This is a genomic window from Pseudomonas sp. Kh14 (assembly GCF_900291005.1).
Taxonomy (GTDB): Bacteria; Pseudomonadota; Gammaproteobacteria; order Pseudomonadales; family Pseudomonadaceae; genus Aquipseudomonas; species Aquipseudomonas alloputida.
The window spans coordinates 1-250 of record NZ_OLKJ01000218.1; the positions used below are offsets into that span (position 1 = coordinate 1).

At 40.4% G+C, this 250-nt stretch carries 1 protein-coding gene; it reads left to right on the forward strand.

What is annotated here, in order from left to right:
* Positions 1-221 (forward strand): hypothetical protein (locus tag FQ668_RS28885; protein ID WP_218570922.1); only part of this gene is annotated, 221 nt, incomplete at its 5' end.
* Positions 222-250 lie beyond the last annotated feature (29 nt).

Below are 250 nucleotides of genomic sequence, written 5' to 3' on the forward strand. Positions count from 1 at the left end.
GTCTTTGGGAGAAAGCGCTGAGTGCATTATCGAGTCGACGAAGTGATGAGTCGAATTTGGTCGCGCTGATGAAAATCGCTCGCAAAGAAAATATCGCTTGTCTTAAGGTTGTTATGCCTTACTCACTAGAATCTGAACAGATTCAGCTTATTCAAGCTAAAGGTAACGTGAAAATTGTCGTGATACCTAACGAAGATATATTAATCGCTGAATTTCACTAGATCACGTTGTGCTATGTAACCAAAAAGGG